This is a genomic window from Thioclava indica (genome assembly GCF_000714545.1).
Taxonomy (GTDB): Bacteria; Pseudomonadota; Alphaproteobacteria; order Rhodobacterales; family Rhodobacteraceae; genus Thioclava; species Thioclava indica.
Genome location: NZ_AUNB01000062.1, coordinates 113,828 through 134,103, shown reverse-complemented (window position 1 = coordinate 134,103; position 20,276 = coordinate 113,828). Strand labels below are relative to the sequence as shown.

Annotated in this window: 22 protein-coding genes; 17 read left to right on the top strand and 5 right to left on the bottom strand. The window is 61.2% G+C overall.

What is annotated here, in order from left to right; translation table 11 throughout:
• Nucleotides 1-16: 16 nt before the first annotated feature.
• The gene (locus DT23_RS15705; RefSeq protein ID WP_038132714.1) at nucleotides 17-460 is read left to right on the top strand and encodes a hypothetical protein; all 444 of its coding nucleotides are present in this window, start codon (nucleotides 17-19) and stop codon (nucleotides 458-460) included.
• A 5-nt stretch (nucleotides 461-465) separates the two neighbouring features.
• On the opposite strand, the gene dprA is transcribed toward DT23_RS15705, so the two are convergent.
• Both dprA and tldD read right to left on the bottom strand, forming a co-directional pair.
• A complete protein-coding gene (dprA, locus tag DT23_RS15700; RefSeq protein ID WP_038132713.1) occupies nucleotides 466-1,605 on the bottom strand; it encodes a DNA-processing protein DprA in 1,140 nt (379 codons plus the stop codon).
• Nucleotides 1,606-1,783: 178 nt separating this feature from the next.
• Nucleotides 1,784-3,211, bottom strand: a complete 1,428-nt coding sequence (gene tldD / locus DT23_RS15695; protein ID WP_038132711.1) for a metalloprotease TldD — start codon at nucleotides 3,209-3,211, stop codon at nucleotides 1,784-1,786.
• 168 nt (nucleotides 3,212-3,379) lie between these two features.
• Here tldD and coxB point away from each other — a divergent pair, with 168 nt between their 5' ends.
• The 11 genes from coxB (at nucleotide 3,380) to ptsP (ending at nucleotide 14,463) form a co-directional block, all read left to right on the top strand.
• Nucleotides 3,380-4,258, top strand: a complete 879-nt coding sequence (coxB, locus tag DT23_RS15690; protein ID WP_420804693.1) for a cytochrome c oxidase subunit II — start codon at nucleotides 3,380-3,382, stop codon at nucleotides 4,256-4,258.
• A gap of 33 nt (nucleotides 4,259-4,291) precedes the next feature.
• On the top strand, nucleotides 4,292-5,224 hold the full coding sequence (gene cyoE / locus DT23_RS15685; RefSeq protein ID WP_038132709.1) for a heme o synthase: 933 nt from the start codon (nucleotides 4,292-4,294) through the stop codon (nucleotides 5,222-5,224).
• A 3-nt stretch (nucleotides 5,225-5,227) separates the two neighbouring features.
• Nucleotides 5,228-5,434: a hypothetical protein gene (locus DT23_RS15680; RefSeq protein ID WP_038132708.1), complete on the top strand. Its 207-nt coding sequence runs from the start codon at nucleotides 5,228-5,230 to the stop codon at nucleotides 5,432-5,434.
• Complete coding sequence (locus DT23_RS15675; protein ID WP_038132707.1) at nucleotides 5,431-6,018, top strand: cytochrome c oxidase assembly protein; 588 nt, start codon at nucleotides 5,431-5,433, stop codon at nucleotides 6,016-6,018. The genes DT23_RS15680 and DT23_RS15675 overlap by 4 nt, the downstream gene beginning before the upstream one ends.
• A gap of 18 nt (nucleotides 6,019-6,036) precedes the next feature.
• A complete protein-coding gene (locus tag DT23_RS15670) occupies nucleotides 6,037-6,840 on the top strand; it encodes a cytochrome c oxidase subunit 3 (protein WP_038132706.1) in 804 nt (267 codons plus the stop codon).
• A gap of 83 nt (nucleotides 6,841-6,923) precedes the next feature.
• Nucleotides 6,924-7,601: an SURF1 family protein gene (locus tag DT23_RS15665; RefSeq protein ID WP_038132705.1), complete on the top strand. Its 678-nt coding sequence runs from the start codon at nucleotides 6,924-6,926 to the stop codon at nucleotides 7,599-7,601.
• Nucleotides 7,602-7,610: 9 nt separating this feature from the next.
• Nucleotides 7,611-9,008 carry a threonine synthase gene (gene thrC, locus DT23_RS15660; protein ID WP_038132704.1) on the top strand — a complete coding sequence of 466 codons (1,398 nt, stop codon included), beginning with the start codon at nucleotides 7,611-7,613 and terminating at the stop codon, nucleotides 9,006-9,008.
• Nucleotides 9,005-10,264 (top strand): M16 family metallopeptidase, encoded by a 1,260-nt coding sequence (locus tag DT23_RS15655; RefSeq protein WP_038132702.1) that lies wholly within the window; start codon nucleotides 9,005-9,007, stop codon nucleotides 10,262-10,264. The genes thrC and DT23_RS15655 overlap by 4 nt, the downstream gene beginning before the upstream one ends.
• Nucleotides 10,264-10,848 (top strand): GNAT family N-acetyltransferase, encoded by a 585-nt coding sequence (locus DT23_RS15650; protein ID WP_038132698.1) that lies wholly within the window; start codon nucleotides 10,264-10,266, stop codon nucleotides 10,846-10,848. Before DT23_RS15655 ends, DT23_RS15650 begins: the two co-directional genes overlap by 1 nt.
• Before the next feature lie 75 nt (nucleotides 10,849-10,923).
• Nucleotides 10,924-12,177, top strand: a complete 1,254-nt coding sequence (locus tag DT23_RS15645) for an aspartate kinase (RefSeq protein WP_038132773.1) — start codon at nucleotides 10,924-10,926, stop codon at nucleotides 12,175-12,177.
• 42 nt (nucleotides 12,178-12,219) lie between these two features.
• Complete coding sequence (ptsP, locus tag DT23_RS15640; RefSeq protein WP_038132696.1) at nucleotides 12,220-14,463, top strand: phosphoenolpyruvate--protein phosphotransferase; 2,244 nt, start codon at nucleotides 12,220-12,222, stop codon at nucleotides 14,461-14,463.
• Between the two features lie 13 nt (nucleotides 14,464-14,476).
• Here ptsP and DT23_RS15635 read toward each other — a convergent pair whose 3' ends face one another.
• Together DT23_RS15635 and DT23_RS15630 are read right to left on the bottom strand one after the other, a co-directional pair.
• Nucleotides 14,477-15,232 (bottom strand): EcsC family protein, encoded by a 756-nt coding sequence (locus tag DT23_RS15635; protein WP_051697355.1) that lies wholly within the window; start codon nucleotides 15,230-15,232, stop codon nucleotides 14,477-14,479.
• Between the two features lie 53 nt (nucleotides 15,233-15,285).
• Complete coding sequence (locus tag DT23_RS15630) at nucleotides 15,286-15,768, bottom strand: GNAT family N-acetyltransferase (protein ID WP_038132694.1); 483 nt, start codon at nucleotides 15,766-15,768, stop codon at nucleotides 15,286-15,288.
• Between the two features lie 68 nt (nucleotides 15,769-15,836).
• On the opposite strand from DT23_RS15630, the gene DT23_RS15625 reads away from it, so the two are divergent.
• Entirely contained in the window at nucleotides 15,837-16,430 is a 594-nt protein-coding gene (locus DT23_RS15625) for a flavin reductase family protein (protein ID WP_038132693.1), read from the top strand.
• Here the strand turns inward: DT23_RS15625 and DT23_RS15620 are convergent.
• Entirely contained in the window at nucleotides 16,427-17,293 is an 867-nt protein-coding gene (locus tag DT23_RS15620; protein ID WP_038132691.1) for a DMT family transporter, read from the bottom strand. The two genes, DT23_RS15625 and DT23_RS15620, sit on opposite strands and share 4 nt — an antisense overlap.
• A gap of 138 nt (nucleotides 17,294-17,431) precedes the next feature.
• Here DT23_RS15620 and DT23_RS15615 point away from each other — a divergent pair, with 138 nt between their 5' ends.
• Genes DT23_RS15615 through DT23_RS15605 form a run of 4 tightly spaced genes read left to right on the top strand, consistent with a single transcriptional unit; the run spans nucleotide 17,432 to nucleotide 20,228 of the window.
• Entirely contained in the window at nucleotides 17,432-18,298 is an 867-nt protein-coding gene (locus DT23_RS15615) for an S-methyl-5'-thioadenosine phosphorylase (protein ID WP_038132690.1), read from the top strand.
• Nucleotides 18,295-19,557: an SDR family oxidoreductase gene (locus DT23_RS15610; protein WP_038132688.1), complete on the top strand. Its 1,263-nt coding sequence runs from the start codon at nucleotides 18,295-18,297 to the stop codon at nucleotides 19,555-19,557. The genes DT23_RS15615 and DT23_RS15610 overlap by 4 nt, the downstream gene beginning before the upstream one ends.
• Nucleotides 19,535-19,681, top strand: coding sequence for a DUF2269 family protein (locus DT23_RS20215; protein WP_338064227.1), 147 nt, complete (start codon nucleotides 19,535-19,537; stop codon nucleotides 19,679-19,681). The genes DT23_RS15610 and DT23_RS20215 overlap by 23 nt, the downstream gene beginning before the upstream one ends.
• A gap of 4 nt (nucleotides 19,682-19,685) precedes the next feature.
• Complete coding sequence (locus tag DT23_RS15605; protein ID WP_038132687.1) at nucleotides 19,686-20,228, top strand: adenine phosphoribosyltransferase; 543 nt, start codon at nucleotides 19,686-19,688, stop codon at nucleotides 20,226-20,228.
• The last annotated feature ends 48 nt before the right edge of the window (nucleotides 20,229-20,276 follow it).

The following is a 20,276-nucleotide window of genomic DNA, read 5'->3' as shown; positions in this document are numbered from 1 at the left end:
GCACAGGGGGTGTGCGATGCGAAGGATTGCTTTGACGGTTGGTCTTTGGGTGTTTTTGGCGACGCTGGCGGGCGCTCAGGGCTGGCATGAACCCAAACGCGGCACGGCAGAGCGAAAGGCGCTGATGGATGCGCTGCGTGGTCCTGCGCAGTCGCTGTTTGGCGCGCCGGTCGAATTTGTCGTGGGTGAGCTGCGAGTGTCGGGCAATCTCGCTTTCGCGATGGTGCGCGCACAACGCCCCGGCGGCATTCCGATCCAGATCGAAACAACCCCCGGATGGGCGCGCAATGAATTCCTGTATGATGCGGATCACACCTCGGGTCAGGCGCTGTATCGCAAAGAGGGCGGGCGCTGGGTGGTGAAAGACTATACCTTTGGCGCGACAGATGTCTGGTGGTCCTATGGCCCGATTTGCAAGGAATATCGCCCGGTGATTGCGGATGCCTGCCAAGGAATGTGAGCGACTTAGCCGGGCAGGCTGATCAGTCCGCCGGGATGGCGCGTGATGGCACCTTCGATTTCCAGCATGACGATCGCACGGGCGAATTCTGCGGCGTTGATGCCCAGATCGCGGATCACCTGGTCTTCGGCGACTGGAGAGGGGGTGAGGCAGGCGGTGATGCGCTTGTCCAAAGCGGTATCGGTTGGGGCAAGTGGCGGCGTGATTTCAAGCGGCTCGGCGGGATCATGTTCGGGGGGAGCGGGCGCGGCGACCGCTTGCAGCGCGGCCAGCACATCTTCAGACCCGCGCACCAAAATCGCCCCGTCACGGATCAACAGATTGCACCCGCCCGCGCGGCCATCCATCGGGTGACCCGGCACCACCATGACCTCGCGCCCTTGATCAAGCGCATCGCGTGCCGTGATCAGGCTGCCGGACTTCGTTGCCGCCTCGACGACGACAACGCCCGAGGACAGCCCCGAGATGATCCGGTTGCGCTGCGGAAAATGACGCGCCTGAGGCTGTGTGCCGGGCGGGTTTTCGGACAGACGCAGGCCGTGCTCAGCGATTTGGCCCGCCAGTTTCGCGTTTTCTTGCGGGTAGATCACCTCGATACCGCCTGCCTGCACCGCAATCGTGCCAGTGGGCAACGCAGCCATATGCGCCGCTGTGTCGATGCCCCGCGCAAGGCCCGACACTACGGTGACACCCGCCTCGCCCAATCCCTCAGCCAGACGACGCGCCATGCGCAGCCCCAGCGACGAGGCATTGCGCGCGCCGACCATCGCGATCATCGGGCTGTGCAGCAATTCCAGCCGCCCCAGCGCCCAAAGGATCGGCGGTGCATCGTGGATTTCCGCAAGTGCGCGCGGATAGGCGGGGCTACCATGGCAGATCAGCTTTGCACCCGCGCGCCGCCCGGCCTTGAGTTCGGCAAGCGCCACGCCCTCGGGGCAGATTTGATAATCGGAAACGCCTGCTTCACGTGCCCCTTCGGGCAATGCCTCTAGCGCGGCTTGCGCCGAGCCGTGGTCGCGGATCATGCGGTGAAAGGTCGTCGGCCCAACCCGACGGGAACGAATGAGGCGGAGGAAGGACAGTTCATCTTCTTCCGTGGTGGGTGGGGTGAAGGGGGTGGGGTAAGAAAACAAATCTGCTTTCATCCGATCCTCCGCCTCAATCGCACTCCCTTTCTGACTCGTTAGTGTTAACAAGTCGTTACCAAAACCGGAGTTGAGGCGATTTTTGTGAAAATTTTTCGCGTTTAGGTTGTAAAATATTTGCATTCTCTAAATGCGACCACACAGGCACCGCTCAGCCGCAATGGGATTTGTCTCAGATTTAGCGCGCCGCCGACCCGCCAACGGTCAGCCCGCCAATCATCAGCGTCGGTTGACCCACGCCCACGGGCACCCATTGTCCTGCCTTGCCGCAATTGCCGATGCCGGGATCAAGCGCCATGTCATTGCCGATTGCTTTGATCTGGCGCATCGCCGTAGGACCGTCACCGATCAGCGTCGCCCCCTTGACCGGCGCGCCGACCACGCCGTTTTTCACGCGATAGGCCTCGGTGCAGTTGAACACAAACTTGCCGTTGGTGATATCGACCTGACCACCGCCAAAGCCCACAGCGTAAATCCCGTCTTTCAGATCGGACAAAATCGCACCCGGCTCGGCCTCGCCATTCAGCATATAGGTGTTGGTCATACGCGGCATTGGCGCGTGGGCATAGCTTTCGCGCCGCCCGTTGCCTGTGGGCGTAACCCCCATCAGCCGCGCGTTCTGGCGGTCCTGCATGAAGCCGACGAGCACGCCATCTTCGATCAGAACATTCTTACCCGAGGGCGTGCCCTCATCATCAATCGAGATCGAGCCGCGTCGATCCGGGATTGTGCCGTCATCCAGTACGGTCACGCCCTTGGCCGCGACTTGCTGGCCCATCAAGCCCGCAAAAGCCGAGGATTTCTTGCGGTTGAAATCGCCTTCAAGCCCGTGGCCCACCGCCTCATGCAGCAGCACGCCGGGCCAGCCGGGGCCAAGCACCACATCCATCTGGCCCGCCGGGGCAGGTTCGGCGCGCAGGTTCACAAGGGCGATGCGCAGGGCTTCCGACACAACCGGTTTCCAATGCGCAGGCTCGATCAATCCTGTCAGCCCGAACCGTCCGCCACCGCCATGGCCACCGGATTCACGTTTGCCGTTCTCCTCGACGATGACCGACACGTTGAGCCGCGCCATCGGACGAATATCGCTGACCAAGCCGCCCTCGGGGCGCAGAATAAAGACCTCTTGCAGGCTGGCCGCCATGCTGACCGAGACCTGCACCACGCGCTTGTCCAGATCGCGAGCATAGGCGTCAATCTCGCGCAGGATGTCGATCTTGGCGGCAAACGGCGTGTCCGAGACCGGATCGGCGTCACTATAAAGATGCAGGTTGGTGCCTTGGGGCGGCGGGGCCATCACGCCGCCGCCATCACCCACGGCCAGACGCGCAGTTTCACTGGCGCGGCGCAGGGCGGCTTCGGAAATCTCGGTGGAATGAGCATATCCCGCCACCTCGCCCTTGACCGCGCGCAGACCGAATCCCTCGGAGGCATCGTAAGACGCGGTCTTGATGCGCCCATCATCAAACACCAGCGCCTCGGACCGGCGTTGTTCCAAAAACAGCTCGCCATCTTCGGCACCCGCAGTTGCCTCACGCAACAGGTGCAGGGCCGAAGACTGATCGAGCGCGGTCTCGAACGGGGCAAAACGGTCCTGCTGGGGCATTGGGTCTCCAAACGTATGTGATCAATTCTGACAGATTGTCGCAGCTTTTGCTTGCGATCTCCCTCTAATATGATTTTAAACTAAGATCATACAACGGGTGACCGATATGGGAGTGTCGGTTTTCTGTGAGGCGGCGGGGAGTGCCGTCGTAAGGGAGAAATGGGAATAATGCGTTTTGCAAGCAACAGCCGCGCTTTCGCGGCCGCTGTCACATCGTTTTCGCTGACGGCTTTTGTCGCCGGGCAGGCTTCGGCTCAGGACATGATCAAGGGGCTGCCGGTGATCGGCAAGCCGCATCTGGGCGGAACCGGCTTCCAACCGGCTTCGTCTAATATCGCGGACGATCAGCAATGGCTGGATCACATGCTGCTGGTCATCGTTGTTGCGACCTGCGTCTTCGTCTTTGCGTTGATCTTCTATGCCCTGATTCGTTTTAACAGCCGTGCCAATCCGGTGCCGCGCAAATTTACCCATAATGCGCCGCTGGAAATCACCTGGACGCTGGTTCCAGTTGCGATTCTGGTCGTGATCGGGGCGTTCTCGTTGCCCGCTTTGTGGAATTCGCAGGAAATCCCCGAGGGAGACATCACCGTCAAGGTGACCGGCTATCAGTGGTATTGGGGCTATGAGTATCCCGATGAGGGAGTCAGCTTTGATTCGATCATGCTAGCCAAGGATGAATTGGCAGAACACGGCTATGCGTCTGATGAGTATTTGCTGGCCGCTGACAATGCGATGGTCGTGCCTGCGGGCAAGACGATTGTCGTGCAGGTCACCGGTTCTGACGTGATTCACAGCTGGACCGTGCCCGCTTTTGCCGTGAAGCAAGACGCCGTTCCGGGCCGGATCGCGCAATTGTGGTTTAAAGCCGATCAAGAAGGTGTGTATTTCGGGCAATGCTCGGAACTGTGTGGCACCAACCACGCGTATATGCCGATTGTGGTGAAGGTTGTTTCACCCGAGGTTTACGCTGACTGGCTTGCGCGCGCGAAAAATGACTTTGCTTCGGTCGAGGCGGAGCAGGCGATCCAGGTCGCGCAGAACTGAGCGCGTGACATTGGCACCTGAAAGGCAGCGCATATGAGTGACATTAGCTATATCCCGCAAGATAACGAGGCTCGCTTTGGCGATTATATCGCGCTGCTGAAGCCGCGGGTGATGTCGCTTGTCGTGTTCACGGCCTTCGTCGGGCTGGTTGTTGCTCCCAATCCGGTGCACCCGTTCGTCGGCTTTGTGGCGATCTTGTTCATCGCGCTGGGCGGCGGTGCCTCGGGGGCGCTGAACATGTGGTATGATGCCGATATCGACCGGATCATGCGGCGCACGCGCTCGCGTCCGATTCCCGCTGGTCGCGTCACTGAGCGTGAGGCGCTGGGCTTTGGCCTCGCACTGTCGGGCATTTCTTGCGTGATGCTGGCCTTGGCGACGAATGTGTTTGCCGGACTTTTCCTTGCCTTCACGATCTTCTTCTACGTTGTCGTCTATACGATGTGGCTCAAACGCGCGACGCCGCAGAATATCGTGATCGGTGGCGCGGCGGGGGCGTTCCCGCCGATGATCGGCTGGGCCGTGGCGACGGGTGGCATTTCCATCGAATCGGTGGCGATGTTCCTGCTGGTGTTCCTGTGGACGCCGCCGCATTTCTGGTCGCTCGCGCTGTTCATGAAGGCCGATTACGACGAGGCCAAAGTGCCGATGCTGACCTCGACGCATGGTCGCACGGTGACGCGCAAACATATCCTCGCCTACGCGCTGGTGCTTGCGCCGCTGGCTGTGGGTATCGGGTTCACCTCAATTGGCGGGCCGCTGTATTTTGCGACGGCGCTTGTGATGAATGCGCTGTTCATCAAGGGTGCAATCGAAATTTACGGCCGTTCTGAAGCGCAGGCAGAGGCCGATAAATACGCTGTTGAAAAGCGGTTCTTCTACTTCTCGTTGATCTATCTCTTCGCACATTTTCTGGCTTTGCTGGCTGAGGCCGGGCTGAGCTATCTCGGATTGGGGATCTGGTAAGACATGGCAATCACGCGTGACAGTGAGCTTCACACCCGCCGGTTCTCGCGCAATGCGGGGCTGGGAGTGGTTCTGCTTGGCTTTGTCGCCATTGTTTTCGGCCTGACCGTGGTCAAGGTTGAACGTGGCAGCAAGCTAGAGGGTTTTGATCATCAGCCGCGTGTCTCGGAACTACCCGCCGAACCAACCAAAACCGAGGTCGCAAAGTGAGCCAAGCCCCCCAACAACAGTCGAACACGCGGGTGGTGCTGTCACTGCTTGCGCTGGTCGTTGTGATGGGGGCAGGGGCTTGGGCAGCGGTGCCGTTTTACAACTGGTTCTGCAAGACGACGGGCTATGGCGGCACCACGAACGTCGCCGAACAACTGCCCGATCATGTGCTGGACCGTGAGATCACCGTGCGCTTTGACGCCAATGTGGCGCGCGATATGCCGTGGGAGTTCAAGCCCGTCAAGACCGAGATGAAGCTTAAGATCGGGCAAAACGGGCTGGCCTTTTACGAGGCTTACAACCCGACCGACCGCGTGGTCGCGGGCACGGCTAGCTACAATGTCTCGCCCGATGTCGTGGGATACTATTTCGACAAGATCCAGTGTTTCTGCTTTACCGAGCAGGTGTTGCAACCCGGCGAGCGGGTGCTGATGCCGGTCAGCTTTTTCGTCGACCCGGAGATGGTCAATGATGCCGACGCGAAACGGATCAAGTCGCTGACACTTAGCTACACATTCTACGAAACCGATCTGCCCGAGCAACACGCCTCGGTCCCGCCTTCGGCGGCAGAGACGGTCAATTAAGCCATCGGAGGGAGACGCATGGCCCACGCAAAGAACCACGACTATCACATCCTGCCGCCCTCGATCTGGCCGTTCCTAAGCGCGCTGGGCGGTTTCATCATGCTGTTCGGGGCCGTCATGTGGATGGCCGGGATCACGCATTACATGTTCTTCGCCGGGCTCTTGGTTGTGCTTTATACCATGTATGGTTGGTGGTCCGATGTCGTGCATGAGGGCGAGGTGGGCGATCATACGCCTGTCGTCGCGATCGGGCTGCGCTATGGCTTTATCTTGTTCATCATGTCCGAGGTGATGTTTTTCGCCGCCTGGTTCTGGAGCTTTTTCAAGCACGCAATGTATCCGATGGGCCCGCAAAGCCCGGCGGTGGATGGTGTGTGGCCTCCGGCGGGTATTCAGACGTTTGATCCGTGGCATCTGCCGTTGATCAACACCGTGATCTTGCTGCTGTCGGGTGTGACGCTGACTTGGGCGCACCACGCGCTGGTGCATGACAATGATCGCAAGGCGGTCAAGCAGGGGTTGATCCTGACGGTGATCTTGGGCTTCTGCTTTACCCTGCTGCAAGCCTATGAATATACCCATGCGGCCTTTGGCCTGTCGGGTAATATTTACGGCGCGAACTTCTTCATGGCGACGGGCTTTCACGGCGTACATGTGATCATCGGCACGCTGTTCCTGCTGGTCTGCCTGATCCGCATCACCAAGGGTCAAATGACTCCCGATCGTCATGTCGGCTTTGAAGCGGCGGCTTGGTATTGGCACTTTGTCGATGTGGTCTGGCTGTTCCTGTTCGCTTCGATCTATGTCTGGGGCAGCGCGTAGGCGCCCCTTTTGGCTGGCTTACAGGCGGCGCGGGGGGTGACCTTCGCGCCGTTTTCATGGCGCGCCGTATGTCTGGAGGGGCAATGACCCGTTTTATCTTTCCGTTGCTGCTGGGTGTGGTGGGCTGCGCGATCCTGATTTCGCTGGGCGTGTGGCAACTTAACCGGCTGGAATGGAAACGCGCGATGCTGTCCGAGATTTCCGCCAAGATCGGCGGCGATCCGCAAGATTTTCCGGCTGAGGGCAGCGATACGCAGGCGTTGAAATACCAGCCCGTCGAGATGGCAGGCGGCACCACGGGGCAAGAGATACTGGTGCTGTCGGGACAAAAGGGCGTCGGGGCTGGCTATCGCGCGATCGACGCGTTCGAGACCGGCGATGGTCGCCGCATTCTACTGGATCGCGGGTTTTTGCCTGAGGCAGGACGCGATGCGGCTCGTCCGCCCACCGCGCTGATCGTGACCGGCAATCTGCACTGGCCCAATGAAACCGACAGCTACACCCCGCCCCCTGATGCCAAAACGGGCCTTTGGTTTGCCCGCGACGTGCCTGCGATGGCCAAGGCGCTGGGAACTGAACCGATCCTCGTTGTCGCCGCGCAAATCCAAGGCGACGCGCAGGGCATCACCCCCGAGCCGATTACCATCACAGGCATCCCCAACGATCACCTGCAATACGCGATCACCTGGTTTTTGCTGGCAATCGTCTGGGCTGGGATGACAATCTTTCTTCTGTGGCGTATCAGGCGGCAACCGATCTAAGGATTGAGCATGCGTTATGTTTCCACACGGGGGCAGGCCCCGGTTCTGAATTTTGGCGATGCGATGCTGACGGGCCTCGCGCGGGATGGCGGTTTATACGTCCCCGAAACCGTGCCCCAGTTTTCCGGCGATGAGATCGCGGCACTGGCCGGGCAGCCCTACGAAGAGGTCGCCTATCGGGTGATGAAGCCCTTCGTCTCTGAGACGTTCTCTGAGGACGAGTTGCGCGGCGCGATCTCGCGCGCCTATGCGGGCTTTGATCACGCGGCGCGCGCGCCGATGGTGCAGCTTGCGCCCAACCACTTCTTGCTGGAACTGTTCCACGGCCCCACTCTCGCGTTCAAGGATTTCGCGATGCAGGTGATTGGGCAGTTGTTCCAGATCGAGCTGGAGAAACGTGACCAAAAAATCACCATCGTCGGCGCGACCTCGGGCGATACCGGATCAGCGGCGATTGAGGCGTTTCGCGGTCTCGACAATGTCGATCTGTTCATCCTGTTTCCCCATGGCCGCGTGTCTGAGGTGCAGCGCCGCCAGATGACCACGCCGGTCGAGGGCAATGTCCACGCGCTTGCGATGGATGGCGATTTCGACGATTGCCAAGGCAAGCTGAAGGATATGTTCAACGATTTCGCCTTCCGCGATGAGGTCGGGCTGGCGGGGGTGAACTCGATCAACTTCGCCCGCGTGCTGGCGCAGATCGTGTATTTCTTCACCGCCGCCGTGGCCTTGGGCGCGCCCCATCGCAAGATCAGCTTCACCGTGCCAACCGGCAATTTCGGTGATATTTTCGCAGGCTTCCTTGCGAAGGAAATGGGTCTGCCGATTGAGCGTCTGGTGATCGCGACAAACCAGAACGACATTCTGCATCGCTGCCTTGAGGCGGGCGATTACACCAAACGCGGCGTGACGCCCTCGATCAGCCCGTCGATGGATATCGAAGTCAGTTCCAACTTTGAACGCGCGCTGTTCTGGGCTTATGGCAAGGATGGCGCGGCAATTTCGGCCTTGATGGATGAGCTGAAAACCGACGGCAGCTTTACAGTGTCGCCCAATGCCATCGGGGCCTTGCGCGCGATTTATGACAGTGGCGCGGTGGGCGAGGGGCGCACGATGGAAGAGATCGGCGACAGCTTGCGCGAAACCGGTGAGCTGCTGTGCCCGCATTCCGCCGTGGGCGTGAATGTCGCCAAACAGGCGCTGGCGCGTGATCCGGCCACGCCGATGGTGACACTCGCTACCGCGCATCCGGCGAAATTCCCCGATGCCGTTGAGGAAGCCACGGGCATCCGCCCCGCCTTGCCTGCGCGCATGGCCGACCTATTCGAGCGGGACGAACGCGTGACGCGCGTCCCCAATGACCTTGCCGCCCTAGAGGTGCTGATCCGTGAAAGACGCCGTACATGATTGAGATGACCACGCTGAAAAACGGTCTGCGTATCGTGACCGAAAAGATGCCGGGGCTGGCCTCGGCCTCGATTGGCATCTGGGTCACGGCGGGCGGTCGCCACGAGCGCCCCGAGCAGAACGGCATCGCGCATTTCCTTGAGCATATGGCGTTCAAGGGCACGCAATCGCGCACTGCGCTGCAAATTGCCGAGGCGATAGAGGATGTGGGCGGCTATATCAACGCCTATACTTCGCGCGAAATGACCGCCTATTACGCGCGCGTCTTGCAGGCCGATGTGCCGCTTGCGCTGGATGTAATTTCCGACATTCTGCTGAACCCGATTTTCGATCAGCGCGAGATCGAGGTCGAGCGTGGCGTGATCTTGCAAGAGATCGGGCAGTCGCAGGATACGCCCGACGATGTGATTTTCGACTGGCTGCAAGAGGCCGCCTATCCCGATCAGCCGATGGGGCGCACCATCCTTGGCCCGGCCGAGCGTGTGCGCGCCTTTGCGCGTGACGATCTGTCGGGCTTTGTGCGCGAACATTACGGCCCCGACCAGATGATCCTGTCGGCGGCAGGGGCGGTCGATCACGCCGATATCGTCAAACGCGCCGAGGCGATTTTTGGCGGCATGACGCCCTCGCTCAACCCCGTGCCCGAACGTGCCGCTTGGGCTGGCAATGAGCGGCGTGAGGTCAAAACGCTTGAGCAAGCGCATTTCGCGCTGGGGTTTGAGGCCCCAAGCTATCGCGATGCTGATCTATACACCGTGCAGGTCTATTCGACTGCGATGGGCGGGGGCATGTCTTCGCGACTGTTTCAGAAAATCCGCGAAGAGCGCGGGCTTTGCTACACGATCTTCTCGCAGGCCGGGGCCTATGAAGATACCGGCATGTTCACGATCTATGCCGGCACCTCGGGCGATGAGATCAAGGGTCTGTCCGACCTGACGGTGGATGAGATGAAGCGCGCCGCCGAAGATATGTCCGAGGCCGAGATTGCGCGCGCCCGTGTGCAGATCAAGGCGGGCTTGCTGATGGGGCTTGAGGGCGCTTCGGCGCGCGCTGAACGCATGGCGCGCAGCCTGCATGTTTGGGGCCATGTGCCCAGCATCGAGGAAGCCTCGGCGCGCATCGACGGGGTGACGCGCGACGCCGTGCGCGCCTTTGCGGAACGGCTGGCCGATAGCGGGCGCACGGCGCTGGCGCTTTATGGTCCGGTGGATGACGCGCCCTCACTGCAATCCGTGCGCGAAAGGCTTGCTGCGTAATGTTCCCGCGTCGTCGGCAGGTGCGCATCGAGACGGAGCGCATGACGTTGCGCCCGCCCGAGCACGGCGACTATACGGCTTGGTCCAGCCTGCGCTCCGAGGGGCGGGATTTTCTGGTCCCGTGGGAGCCAAGCTGGTCGCCCGATCACCTGAGCCGCAAGGCGTTTTCCAACCGCGTCTATTGGGCTGCGCGCGCGGTGTCAGCCGATACTGCGCTGCCGCTGTTTCTGATCCGGCGCAAAGACCAACGCTTTCTGGGCGCGTTGACGCTGGACAATATCCGGCGCGGACCGGCGCAGGCGGGCACTTTGGGCTATTGGGTCGGGCAACGCCACGCACGCCAGGGCTATATGCGCGAGGCGATTGAGGCGGTGGTGCATTACGCATTCACCACGCTCGATCTGAGCCGGATCGAGGCCGCTTGCCTTCCTGAAAACGCCGCCTCGCGTGGGGTGCTGGAAAAATCCGGCTTCAAATATGAGGGTGTGGCGCAAAGCTATCTGCAAATCAACGGGCGCTGGCGCAATCATGTGCTCTATTCCAACCTGAGATCTGATCGGCGCGGGCGCACGGATGTCGGCTGAGCGCGCGCGCCAAATCTCTTGCGTGCAGGTGCGCTTCGCGCTAGCAGGGGCGCGATTATGCCCAAGGGGGTTTCGATGCCAATTCTGGTAATGAAATTCGGCGGAACGTCGGTTGCCGACCTCGACCGGATCGCGAATGCCGCCGTAAAGGTGCAGCGCGAGGTCGAGCGCGGCTATGATGTGATCGTCATCGTTTCGGCCATGTCGGGACGCACCAATGAATTGGTGAACTGGGTCGAGACCACTTCGCCGTTTTATGACGCGCGCGAATATGACGCCGTGGTGTCTTCGGGTGAGAACGTGACCGCTGGGCTGATGGCGCTGCGCTTGCAGGAAATGGGTGTTTCCGCGCGTAGTTGGCAGGGCTGGCAAGTGCCGATCAACACGACCTCGGCGCATAGCGCGGCGCGGTTCGAATCAATCCCGCGCGACAATCTGGATGCGAAATTCGCCGAAGGTTTCAAGGTTGCGGTGATCGCCGGTTTTCAGGGGCTCAGCCAAGAGGGCCGGATCACCACGCTGGGCCGGGGTGGCTCGGACACCACCGCCGTGGCCTTTGCCGCCGCGTTTGGCGCAGAGCGGTGCGATATCTATACCGATGTCGATGGCATCTACACCACCGACCCGCGCGTGTCGGACAAGGCGCGCAAGCTGGACCGGATCGCGTTTGAGGAAATGCTGGAACTGGCGAGCCTTGGTGCCAAGGTGCTGCAAACGCGCTCGGTCGAGTTGGCGATGCGCTACAAGGTGCCGCTGCGTGTGCTAAGCTCTTTTGAGGAAACCGACGAGACTTCGGGCACTCTGGTCTGCGACGAGGATAAAATCATGGAATCGAAAGTTGTCTCCGGCGTTGCCTTTTCGCGCGAAGAGGCGAAAATGACACTGGTCACGGTCGAGGATCGTCCCGGTATTGCAGGCGCGATTTTCGGGCCGCTCGCGGATGCGGGTGTGAATGTCGATATGATCGTTCAGAACATCTCGGAGCATCAGGCCAAACACGCGGTGAAAGTCACCGATATGACCTTTTCCTGCCCGATCAATCAGGTCGCGCGGGCGCGCAAGGCGATGGAAGATGCGCGCGATGCCGGGCTGATCAATTTCGATGATCTGGTTGCGGATGAAGATGTTGCGAAGATTTCGGTCGTTGGCATTGGCATGCGCTCTCATGCGGGTGTGGCTGCGCAAATGTTCAAAGCGCTGGCTGCTGAAAACGTCAACATCAAGGTCATTGCCACATCGGAAATCAAGATTTCGGTGCTGGTGGACCGCAAATATCTGGAACTTGCGGTTCAGGCCCTGCATGATGTGTTTGAACTGGACAAAGCCTGATCTAATTTAACAGGCCTTCAGAACGGGGGCGCGAATTTTTTAATGGTGGACTATAGCGATAGCGATAGTCGCACGCTGCTCAAGCGGCTGCGCGATACGCTGGCCACCGATGGCGATGGTCAGGATCGGCTGAACCGGATCACCAATTTGATCGCGGATTCGCTGGGCACGCAGGTGTGCTCGATCTATCTGTTTCGCGACCCTGAAACGCTGGAATTGTGCGCCACCGAGGGGCTGAACCCCGAGGCTGTGCACCACACGCGGATGCGTCTGGGCGAGGGGCTGGTGGGGCGTGTTGCGCGCTCGGGGCAGCCGATCAACACCGCTGATGCGCCCTCTGCCCCCGGTTTTCGCTACATGGCCGAGACGGGCGAAGAGATTTATTCCAGCTTTGTTGGTGTGCCGATCCAGCGCGTGGGCGAGAAGCTGGGCGTTTTGGTGGTTCAGTCCAAGGAAAAGCGCTCGTTCACCGAAGACGAGCTTTACGGGCTTGATGTCGTCGCGATGGTGCTGGCCGAGATGACGGAACTGGGGGCGTTCGTCGGGGGTGAAAACTCCGAGATCGGCGCAACCCATCGCTTTCCGTCCATGTTTCGCGGCACAACGGGACAAGAGGGTGCTGCCGAGGGCCGCGTCTGGCTGCACGAGCCGCGCGTCGTCGTGACCAACCCCGTCGGCGAAGACCCCGAGGCCGAACAGGCCCGCCTTGAGGCTGGCATCAAGGAGTTGCGCGCGCGCATCGATGAGATGCTGAAAAACACCAAAGTGATCGACAAAGATCAGCGTCAGGTGCTTGAGACGTTCAAAATGATGGCGGCCTCCAAGGGCTGGAAACGCCGCATGAGTGAGGACATCGACGCCGGCCTGTCCGCCGAAGCTGCGGTCGAGAAAGAGCAGAACGCGGCGCGCGCCCGCATGAAGCTGGCCCCCGATCCCTATCTGCGCGAGCGGTTGAACGATCTCGACGATCTCTCGAACCGCCTGCTGCGCATCATGACGGGGCAGGGCAGCGATACCGGGGCGGAAATGCCGGAAAATCCGGTGCTTCTGGCGCGCAATATCGGACCTGCGGAACTGCTGGATTATGACCGCAAGCTCAAGGGCGTGGTGCTGGAAGAGGGGTCTGTGGGCAGTCATGCCGCGATTGTGGCGCGCGCGCTGTCGATTCCGCTGGTGATCCATGCCGGGCGCATCACCGCCGAGGCGCTGAACGGCGATCCGATCCTTGTCGACGGCGATCAGGGCGTGGTGCATTTGCGCCCCGAGGAAAGTGTCGCTCATGCCTTCCGCGACAAGATCGCGATGCAGGCCGAGGCACAGAAACGCTATGCCGATTTGCGCGATCTACCCGCGACCGATTTGTCGGGGCAGACGGTTTCGCTGGTGATGAATGCGGGGCTGATGGCGGATCTGCCCTCGCTCAAAGGGTCCGGTGCCGAGGGCGTCGGGCTGTTTCGCACCGAGTTGCAATTCCTGACGCGCACCCGCGTGCCGCGCCGGGGCGAATTGGCGCAGCTTTACGCCAAGGTGATGGATGCCGCCGATGGCAAGCGAGTGTATTTCCGCACGCTCGATATCGGCTCGGATAAGGTCGTGCCCTATATGAAGCCGCAGGACGAACCCAACCCCGCAATGGGTTGGCGCGCGTTGCGGGTGGGCTTGGACAAGCCCGGCGTGTTGCGGATGCAGTTGCAGGCGCTGCTGCGCGCAGGCAACGGGCGCGCGATGTCGATCATGTTTCCGTTTATTGCGCTGCCCGAAGAATTTTACGCCGCGCGCGATATGCTGTTGCGGGTGCGCGACCGTGAGGCGCAACTGGGTCGCGCCGTGCCCGAGGAACTCAGCATCGGCGCGATGCTAGAGACGCCCTCTTTGGGCTTTGCGCCTGACAGCTTTTACGAGGCCTGTGATTTCATCTCGATCGGGGGCAATGACCTCAAGCAATTCTTCTTTGCGGCGGATCGTGAAAACGAACGTGTGCGTAAGCGCTATGACACGCTGGATACGTCCTTCCTGACCTTCCTCGAGCGCATCATCGCGCGTTGCGCCGTGTCTGGTACGCCGCTTAGTTTTTGTGGCGAAGATGCAGGTCGCCCGATTGAGGCGCTGACCCTCGCCGCGCTGGGTATTCGCTCGCTTTCGATGCGTCCGGCGTCGATCGGGCCGGTCAAACACCTGATCCGGCGCTCTGACCTGAATGAGTTGCGCCAGATTATTCAGCGTGCGCGGAACGAGGGGCAAGCCTCGGTGCGCTCTGCCGTGACCAGTTATCTGGCGCATTTATAAGGGGTGTGGCGGCTTATTTTTTCGTTAGCCGCGCCACCAGTTCTTCGCGCAAAACGCCCTCATCCGCACCGCTGTCACGCGCCAGTCGTTTTAGCCCGAAATGCACACGCGCGATTTCCTGATAGTAGCTGGTGAAGGAATAATTCACCGCAGCGCCCGCCACCGCCCCCAAAACCGGAGCGGCCTGTGCGGCAAGTTTTTGGCCCAGCACGGCGGATAAGCGCGGCGCAACTTTGGCCACCAGCGATTTCAAACTTGGTCCGGTGATCGTGGTGCGCGCGGCGAGAAAGCTAAGATCCATCCCGTCATCATCATCCAGCGGACCCGCCGAGGCGAAAACGCGCAGGCATTCCACCCGAACTTCTTCCGAGGCGGGGTCAAACCCGTGTTCCGCCGCGATGCCCTGAATGGCGCGCAGCAGCATCGTGACGGTAAAGGGCAACTCCGCCAGCGAACTGCCTAAGCCCCCCGCACCGCCCGCAGCCCCCATCGCCGCCGTCAGCGTGCGGTTCATCCAGTCGGGGCGATCGGCCACGATTCCGCGCGAATGCTCTGCAGCGACCATCGCGCCTGACAAAGCACGTTCCGTTGCCCCCTCAAGCCCCGAGCGCACGGGAGCGGGCAGCTTGCCCAGCAGGCTTTCGGCAGAGCCGCCGATATAGCCAATCAGATGCATCACCACACCGCCCGCCGCGCGGTGGCGTTTGGCCAACAGGTCGATTTGCTTGAGTAGGACCGGATCGGTCACCGGGGGAAGAATCTCTGCCATCACTGCCTCCATCTCTTAACCTCATATATGGGGCGGATGAGGCGGTTCGGCAATTAGCTGGCTTTCTCGACCAGGCCGTGCACGTCGTTCCAGGCCCCTATCACCAGCTCAAGACCCAAGACGCGGTCGGGGTTTGTCGGCGGGGGCATCTCGACACCTTCAAGGCGCTCAAAGCCAAAACGCGCGTAATAGGGTGCATCACCCACCAGCAGCACGCGCTCCCATCCCAGCCGATGGGCCTCGGTCAGGCTTTCATGCATCAAAAAGCCGCCCAAACCCTCGCCCTGACGCGTCGGATGCACGGCAATCGGGCCAAGCAGCAGCACCCGCGCGCCAGCGATCTGCACGGGCCAATAGCGGATCACAGCGGCGAGAATACCGTCTTGGCGCAGCGTCAGGCAAAGCGCGCGCACCGGTTCCACGCCATCGCGCAGCCGGTAAGACGACAGCGCCGTGCGCCCGGGCGCAAAGCAGAGGTCATAGAGCGCCTCTACCTCCCACCAGTCGTCCTCAGTCTCTTCTTCGAGCTGATACATTCCGCGCGCCCTTTTACCCTGTCAGACGCGGTATCACGCGCTAAGTTCGGGATCAAATAGGAGTGACGATGTTTTACAAACCCCAAGATGGCCATGGCCTGCCCCATAACCCGTTTAACGCCATCGTCGCGCCTCGCCCGATTGGCTGGATTTCCACGCGCGGCGCGTTGGGCGATAACCTTGCGCCCTATTCGTTTTTCAACGCGGTTGCCTATACGCCGCCGCAGGTGATCTTTGCCTCGACCGGGGTGAAACCGGATCGCGAGGACAGCAAGGACAGCTTTGTGCAGCTGCGCGAATCGGGGGTGTTTTGCGTGAACCTTGTGACGTCGGCGCTAAGAGATCAGATGAACGCGTCATGTGCGAATTTCCCCGCTGGCACGGATGAGTTTGTGCAATGCGGGATTGAAAAGGCCGAGTGTGAAACGATTATCTGCCCGCGTGTGGCACAGGCACCTGCGGCGCTGGAATGTCGGGTCGTGCAAGTGGTTGAATTGCTGGGAGAGGCCAATTTCCTTGTGCATGGCGAGGTGACGGGCATCCACATTCAAGACGCCTGCCTGCATGACGGTCGCTATCTGCCCGCCGACCGGCTGTCGCGGCTGGGCTATCACGATTATGCCGCCGTCAGCGATCTGTTCGAGATGAAACGCCCCGATTAAGCCAACCGGCGCACACGCCGTTGTTCGAGCAGCGTATAAAGCCCGCTGGCCACGATCAGAACTGACCCCACGATCATCGCGCCATCGGGGCGCTCGCCAAAGACCAGCGCGCCAAGGATTAGCGCGAATATCAGGCGTGTGTAGCGGAATGGCGTGATGACCGAGACCTCACCCATCCGCATCGCCTTGGTCAGCGCCCAATAGGCGAAGGTGCCAAAACACACCGCACCCGCGACATCGCGCAGCGCGACCCAATCGGGCAGGCCAGCGCCGCCGGTGATCGCCAAAATCAGCGCGCCCGTAGGCAGCAGTATTGCAAAGCCGTAAAAGCTAAGCTGGAAATTCGACAAAACGGGCGGGCAGGCACGGGTGGCCAGATCGCGCCCCGCAAAGCCAAACATGCCCAGCACCGTCCACATGGCGGCTGGCACAAACCCCTCAAGCCCCGGCCGCAACACGATCAGCACGCCGAGAAACCCGATGCCAACGGCAATCCAGCGCCGTGTTCCGACGCGCTCTGAAAACACAATCGCGGCCCCGGCAACTACCACCAAGGGTGTCGCCTGAAGGATGGTCGAGGCGTTGGAGAGCGGCGTCAGCGCGATGCCCAGCGTGTAGCCAAGCCGCCCCACGACGTCCAGGCCCAGCTTGGTCAGCATCGGCGGGGACAAAAGCGCGCGATGGCCCAGCGATTGTCCGCGTGATGCAATCAACGTGGCAAACACCGCCATGCCACCAAGGCCGAACATCATCAAAACTATCCCTACCGCGACATGGGAGGCCGCAGATTTGACGAACATATCCTCCATCGCGAACGCCGCCATCGCAACAGCCATCAGGATTGATCCGCGTATGTTTTCCACTGCCAGCTCCCTCGCGCAACCGCTGCGCCCCTAAGCGCCGATAGCCTGCCCATCACGGTGCCGCAATCCCTCTTTTCTCGCCCGCCTGCTGCGCTTAGGCTCGGCGCGATATAAAATGACAACCAAAGGATTTGCGCAATGGACAGGATGATCGGGGTGATCGGCGGCTCGGGCCTCTATGAGATCGACGGGCTGGAAGATGCCACTTGGGTCAGCCTTGAGACGCCTTGGGGCGCGCCCTCTGATCAGGTTTTGACGGGGTCGTTGAGCGGAGTGAAAATGGCCTTCCTGCCGCGTCACGGGCGGGGCCATGTCCACACGCCTACCACCGTGCCCTACCGCGCCAATATCGATGCGATGAAGCAGCTGGGCGTCTCCGATCTGGTCGCTGTGTCGGCGGTTGGTTCCTTGAAAGAGGCCTACGCGCCGGGCGATTTCCTGATCGTGGATCAATATATCGACCGCACTTTCGCGCGCGAGAAATCGTTCTTTGGCCCCGGTCTAGTGGGGCATGTCTCAGTGGCGCATCCGATCTGCGCGCGGCTGGCGGGACATTGCACCAGCGCGGCGCAAACGACCGGCGTGCGCGTGCATCAAGGCGGCACTTACATCGCAATGGAGGGGCCGCAATTCTCGACCAAGGCGGAAAGCGAACTGTATCGCAGTTGGGGCGCGGATGTGATCGGAATGACCGGTATGCCCGAGGCGAAACTCGCCCGCGAGGCCGAGATTTGCTATGCCTGCATCGCGATGATCACCGATTACGATTGTTGGCATCCCGATCACGACGCGGTGGATGTGGCTCAGGTCGTGGCGGTGGCGCAGAAGAACGCCGCGAAGGCGCGTGACCTTGTCGCCGCGCTGCCCGCGCTTTTGGCGGGGCCTGTCAGCGATTGCCCCGAGGGGTGCAGCCATGCGCTTGATAGCGCTGTTATGACCGCCCCGGCCAAGCGCGATCCCGAGATGATGACAAAGCTGAAAACCGTGGCAGGTCGCGTCTTGTGAAGGTTTTGCTGCTGGGCGCGGATGGCTTTATCGGGCGTCACGTGGCGTTTTACTTGCGCGCGCAAGGGGTCGAGGTTCTGGCTTCTGCGCGCCGGGTTTTGCGGCTTGAACAGATGGGGTTTGCCACGCTGCGCGCCGATCTGAACGATCCACAAACCCATGAGCCTGCCTTCTGGCATCCGCATCTGGCAGGCGGCGCGCATGTGATCAATTGCGCGGGGCTTTTGACGGGATCGCAGGGTGCATTTCGCGCCGTGCATCTAGACGCGCCCAAGGCGGTTCTTGTAGCGCTGGACGGCGGGCAGATGGTGCATGTGTCTGCTGTCGGGATCGACACAGCCCGCACGCGTTTCGCGCATTGGCGGCGCGAAAGCGAGGCGATGCTAGCGGATCATCCGAATGTCTGCGTCCTGCGCCCCGGTCTGGTGCTGGGCGAGACCTCGTATGGCGGCTCATCTGCGCTGCGCGCCTTTGCGGCGCTGCCGTTTCTGCGCCCGGTCGTCGGGTCTGGCAGCCAGCCGATGAACCCGATCCATGCCAGCGATCTGGCGGCGGTGATCCATGACTGTCTGTGCAATCCGCCCGGCTTTGGCCCCTACGAGATCGGCGGCCCCGAGACCCTGAGGCAATCGCAGATCGGCGTACTGTATCGCCGTTGGCTGGGTTTGCTAGACGTGCCCGAACTACGCTTGCCCGCTCCGGTGGCGCGCGCGCTGGGGCGGCTGGGCGATTGGTTGCGGCTGGGGCCGATTTCATCCACCGCGGTGGCGCAGCTTGAGGCGGGGGTGATCGCGGACCCGACCGCGTTGCTGTCACGGATCGAGACGCGCCCGCGCGGTGCGACAGCTTTCATCAGCGCGCGCCCCGCTGGCACGCAGGATCTGTGGCAAGCGCGGCTTTATCTGCTCAAGCCGCTGATCCGGCTGGCGCTGGCGGTGATGTGGCTTGGCTCGGGCGTGGCGGGGCTGCTCACGCCGATGATGGGTGTGATCGCCACCGTGCCAAGCCTGCCCGCCGCGATTGCCCTGCCAATGGCGCGCGGCTTCGGGCTGCTGGATCTGGCGCTTGGCGCGGCGTTGCTGATCAACTGGCGGCCCAAGACGGTCGCCTTGGCGCAGTTGCTGATCGTCGCGGGCTATACGCTTGGCCTGTCGATCCTGTCGCCGGGGCTGTGGCTTGATCCGATTGGCGGGATGTTGAAAAATCTGCCCGTGCTTGCGCTGATCCTGGTCCATCTTGCCCTTGTGGAGGAGCGTTGAAGGAGCGGGCATTGCGCGCGCCCTGCGGCATTATCGCCTCTGGTTTGTGCTGGGCTGGCCTGCTTGTCTTGGCCTTGTCGGCGTTTTCTGGCTAATGGTGGCCAAACCCCAATTCGGAGCCTGAAACGATGAGCCCCCAGACCAAAACCGTCAAAGACTATATCCGCACGATCGCCGATTTCCCGCATGAGGGAATCCTGTTTCGCGATGTCACGACGCTGTTCGCCGATCCGCGCGGGTTTCGCATGGCGATTGACCAGATGCTGCACCCTTGGGCGGGCCAGCAGATTGACAAGATTGTCGGGCTAGAGGCGCGCGGGTTCATCCTTGGCGGGGCGATTGCGCATCAGCTTTCCAAGGGGTTCGTGCCGATCCGCAAAAAGGGCAAGCTGCCCGGCCAGACGATCTCGCAGGCCTATAGTCTGGAATATGGCGAGGCGGTGATGGAGATGCATGAAGACGCGATTGCGCCGGGCGAAAAGGTGTTGATCGTCGATGATCTGCTCGCAACGGGGGGCACCTGCGGGGCCGGGATCAAGCTGATCGAACGTGTGGGCGGTGAGATCGTGGGCTGCTCGTTTATCGTCGATCTGCCGGAACTTGGCGGGCGCAAGCTGCTGGAAGATCTGGGCATGAACGTGCATGTCCTGTGCGAATTCGAGGGCGCTTAACCAAATCTCAATAGGAACCATGGAAAGCTATGCAGGCCTGATGGTTCG

Excerpts from the sequence above, each read along its gene's own strand:
- DT23_RS15705 (WP_038132714.1), top strand. The coding sequence starts at position 17 with ATGCGAAGGATTGCTTTGACGGTTGGTCTTTGGGTGTTTTTGGCGACG.
- dprA (WP_038132713.1), bottom strand. The coding sequence starts at position 1,605 with ATGAAAGCAGATTTGTTTTCTTACCCCACCCCCTTCACCCCACCCACC.
- tldD (WP_038132711.1), bottom strand. The coding sequence starts at position 3,211 with ATGCCCCAGCAGGACCGTTTTGCCCCGTTCGAGACCGCGCTCGATCAG.
- coxB (WP_420804693.1), top strand. The coding sequence starts at position 3,380 with ATGCGTTTTGCAAGCAACAGCCGCGCTTTCGCGGCCGCTGTCACATCG.
- cyoE (WP_038132709.1), top strand. The coding sequence starts at position 4,292 with ATGAGTGACATTAGCTATATCCCGCAAGATAACGAGGCTCGCTTTGGC.
- DT23_RS15680 (WP_038132708.1), top strand. The coding sequence starts at position 5,228 with ATGGCAATCACGCGTGACAGTGAGCTTCACACCCGCCGGTTCTCGCGC.
- DT23_RS15670 (WP_038132706.1), top strand. The coding sequence starts at position 6,037 with ATGGCCCACGCAAAGAACCACGACTATCACATCCTGCCGCCCTCGATC.
- DT23_RS15665 (WP_038132705.1), top strand. The coding sequence starts at position 6,924 with ATGACCCGTTTTATCTTTCCGTTGCTGCTGGGTGTGGTGGGCTGCGCG.
- thrC (WP_038132704.1), top strand. The coding sequence starts at position 7,611 with ATGCGTTATGTTTCCACACGGGGGCAGGCCCCGGTTCTGAATTTTGGC.
- DT23_RS15655 (WP_038132702.1), top strand. The coding sequence starts at position 9,005 with ATGATTGAGATGACCACGCTGAAAAACGGTCTGCGTATCGTGACCGAA.
- DT23_RS15650 (WP_038132698.1), top strand. The coding sequence starts at position 10,264 with ATGTTCCCGCGTCGTCGGCAGGTGCGCATCGAGACGGAGCGCATGACG.
- DT23_RS15645 (WP_038132773.1), top strand. The coding sequence starts at position 10,924 with ATGCCAATTCTGGTAATGAAATTCGGCGGAACGTCGGTTGCCGACCTC.
- ptsP (WP_038132696.1), top strand. The coding sequence starts at position 12,220 with ATGGTGGACTATAGCGATAGCGATAGTCGCACGCTGCTCAAGCGGCTG.
- DT23_RS15635 (WP_051697355.1), bottom strand. The coding sequence starts at position 15,232 with ATGGCAGAGATTCTTCCCCCGGTGACCGATCCGGTCCTACTCAAGCAA.
- DT23_RS15630 (WP_038132694.1), bottom strand. The coding sequence starts at position 15,768 with ATGTATCAGCTCGAAGAAGAGACTGAGGACGACTGGTGGGAGGTAGAG.
- DT23_RS15625 (WP_038132693.1), top strand. The coding sequence starts at position 15,837 with ATGTTTTACAAACCCCAAGATGGCCATGGCCTGCCCCATAACCCGTTT.
- DT23_RS15615 (WP_038132690.1), top strand. The coding sequence starts at position 17,432 with ATGGACAGGATGATCGGGGTGATCGGCGGCTCGGGCCTCTATGAGATC.
- DT23_RS15605 (WP_038132687.1), top strand. The coding sequence starts at position 19,686 with ATGAGCCCCCAGACCAAAACCGTCAAAGACTATATCCGCACGATCGCC.